At 63.5% G+C, this 2,817-nt stretch carries 2 protein-coding genes and 1 pseudogene; all 3 read right to left on the bottom strand.

What is annotated here, in order from left to right; all coding sequences use genetic code 11:
* Positions 1-463: pseudogene (locus AiwAL_RS19955) on the bottom strand (IS21 family transposase); the annotation flags it as partial.
* The gene (locus tag AiwAL_RS19950) at positions 429-1,052 is read right to left on the bottom strand and encodes an ATP-binding protein (protein WP_316044811.1); all 624 of its coding nucleotides are present in this window, start codon (positions 1,050-1,052) and stop codon (positions 429-431) included. The gene AiwAL_RS19950 and the pseudogene AiwAL_RS19955, both read right to left, overlap by 35 nt.
* Positions 1,052-2,608, bottom strand: coding sequence for an IS21 family transposase (istA, locus tag AiwAL_RS19945; RefSeq protein ID WP_262313461.1), 1,557 nt, complete (start codon positions 2,606-2,608; stop codon positions 1,052-1,054). The genes AiwAL_RS19950 and istA overlap by 1 nt, the downstream gene beginning before the upstream one ends.
* Positions 2,609-2,817 lie beyond the last annotated feature (209 nt).

Here is a 2,817-nt window from a genome sequence, read left to right as displayed (position 1 = left end):
AGCGCATCGCGAACACCTGGACCTTGGTCCGCTCGCCGTCGAAATCGACCCAGGCTTCGTACCAATCGACCTGCGCCTCCTGGCCGAGCGCATAAGTTTGGGGCACGAAGGTCTCGCGCCGCACCAGTCCCATCTGGCGTTTGCGCTCGCGCACATGGTTGCGCACCGTCGATTCCGCGACCGAAGCGCCCGGAAACTCAATCAGAATCCGCCGGTAAATCCGCCGCGCCGTATGCCGCTGCTTGCGCGGTGCCCGCCGATCCGCCTCCAGAACACCATCAATGAACGCCACCACCCCATCCAGCTTCGGCTTCACCCGTGACGGATACTGATGCACAGGCGGCAACGCGCCCGCCAACGCCTGACGAACCATCCGCCGATGAACCCCAAATTTTGCCGCTACACCGGCAACCGTGCCGATCCCAAACTCATGCTCCCGACGGAGCTGCTCGAATAATTCCACTTTGGCTTTCCAATCCACGCGTGGCCCCCCGATCGTGCCGAGCGGACCGTAGGTTGAATGACGGGGGTGGGCCAAAATTCGCCATCACCGCTGGGCCAAAATTCAGTAGCAAAGCCACCAGATAGCCACTGCGGCCGGCGGCCTTTTCCTGCTCCAGCTGATTGACCAGATCGACGAGGTTGTAGAACCGACCTCGCGCTCTGGCCCGAATGACGGCCGAGGCGACGGCGATGCACAGATGAGTCTTTCCGGTACCGGTTCCGCCGACAAAGATTCCGTTGCGTTTGGCATCGAGGAAGCTGCCGGTGGCGAGTTCGCGCACCAAACCCTCGTCGATCGGGGTGCCCTTGAAGCTGAATTTGTCGAGATCCTTGAGCACCGGGAACTTGGCGCCGGTGATCCGGTAACTGATCGAGCGGGCCTGGCGGTGGGTGCGTTCGGCTCGGATCAGGCTGGCGATCAGCGGGTAGAACTCGTCCCGCCGTGCGAGGCCCTTGCCGGCGATCTCATCGAAGCTCGCGCGCATGCCGTGCAGCTTCAGTTCCGCCAGCCCGGCAATGATGTCCCGGCGTTCTATGGGGCGTTCCATCACGCGCCCTCCGATGCCATTCCATACGCGCAAAGGGCGCGCATGGAACCTTGGGGCATCTCCGCCCGCCTGAGGCTGTCATAGCGGCCACAATCGGCCCTGGGTTCGACCTTGAGGCGCAGGGCGTCAGGGGTGATGATGCTCGGCGGCGCCGGCGGCTGCAGCCTGCGCGCCAGAACGGCCAGGATCACGTCGCCGCTGGCGATACCGGCCTCGAGCGCTTCGGCGCATGCCGCCTCGACCGCAATCAGCCCGTGGTCGAGCACGGCACCCAGAACCTTGACGAACTGGCGGTCGCCATCGGTGTGCCGCTTGAGTTTGGCTCGGACCTCGGCAAGGCCCGGCGGCAGATCCCAGTCCTTGAATGGCGCGCCGTTGCGCAACGCCCCCGGCTTTCTCACCAGGATCGGCAGATAATGCCAGGGATCATAGATCACTTGATCGCGCCGGAACTGCCGGGGATGCTCGGCAACAACCTCGTCGTTCAGCAGCACGACGATGCGATCAGCATGGGACCTGACCTGCACCATCTGCCCCGCCGCACGCGCATCGACGCTGTAGCGGTTGTGGTCCGCCATGATCAGGCAGGTCGTGCTCGCGCGGATCACCTTCTCGACAAACCCGTCGAACGGACCGCGCAGCGCCATCAGACTGGCCTGTTCGTCCTGGAACACCGCCCAGACCGTCCGGCCCTTGAACTCGGGATGCTCGGTCCGCTTGGCGTAGGCAATACACTCATCCATCAGCCACGCATTGAACTCGGTGAGGCTGCTGACCCGCGGCTTTGGCAGGAACAACTGGTCGCGCAGGTTGCCAACCTGGTTTTCGACCTGGCCTTTCTCCCAGCCGGCGGCTGGCGTGCAGGCCACCGGCTCGACCAGATGATGCGAGCACATCTGCAGAAAGCGCTGGTTGTAGCGCCGCGCCTTGCCCAGGAAGATCGCCTCCACCGCGGTCTTCATATTGTCGTAGATTCCGCGCCGGCAGACCCCACCAAAAAAGGCAAACCCCTTGTCGTGCGCATCGAACACCAGTTCCTGGGTCTCGCGATGATAGGCGCGAACGAACGGCATCCGGCTATGTGACAGCTTCATGTGTGCCACCTTCACCACCACCGGCAGCCCCTGCAGCGTGATCACCTCGTGGCTCCAGTCGAACTGGTACGCTTCCCCCGGCGCAAAACTCAGCGGCACATAGGCACGCGCCGGCAGCCGGGCATGCTCACGCCGCCACACCTTGGCAAAACGATGCACGCTGTCATGCGCACCATCGTAGCCCTGGCCGCGCAGTTCCTCGAACAGACGCTGCGTCGACCGCCGCTCCCGCTTCGGCACGTCCGCCTCGCGCTCCAATATCTGCGTCAAACCCTCGAGCCATTGCCCCAGCTTCGGCGCCGGCTGCACGTCCCGTTCATACCGAAACACCGTCGCCTGCCCGCGAACCACCTTGCGCACCGTCGCGCGCGACACCGACAGACGCCGCACGATCTCTTTGATCGGCAATCGTTCCTCAAAATAGGCCCGCCGGATTTCGCCAATTCGATCCACCGCAATCATCCCCCAAAAGCCCTTCCTCGCCCGTTAGGGGCGCCAGGAAGAGTGCTGACACAAAACGTCAGAGGGGTCGTGTCTGGAACGCCCCCGTCGCGCAAGGTGAAAGTGGAACGAGGCGATGATCGCGTGCTGTCATGTCTACGGCCTGTTCGTGGTGCGATGGGACCGCACTGGCCATGATGAAGTCCGCGAGCTGGTTTCCGATCAAAATT

The sequence above is a fragment of the Acidiphilium sp. AL genome, assembly GCF_025499445.1.
GTDB classification, from domain to species: domain Bacteria; phylum Pseudomonadota; class Alphaproteobacteria; order Acetobacterales; family Acetobacteraceae; genus Acidiphilium; species Acidiphilium iwatense.
The sequence above is the reverse complement of the archived record's forward strand: the minus strand, read 5'-3'. Positions and strand labels throughout refer to the sequence as shown.

What these genes read in the sequence shown, in the direction of transcription:
- AiwAL_RS19950 (WP_316044811.1), bottom strand. Translation starts at nt 1,052, where the DNA reads ATGGAACGCCCCATAGAACGCCGGGACATCATTGCCGGGCTGGCGGAA.
- istA (WP_262313461.1), bottom strand. Translation starts at nt 2,608, where the DNA reads ATGATTGCGGTGGATCGAATTGGCGAAATCCGGCGGGCCTATTTTGAG.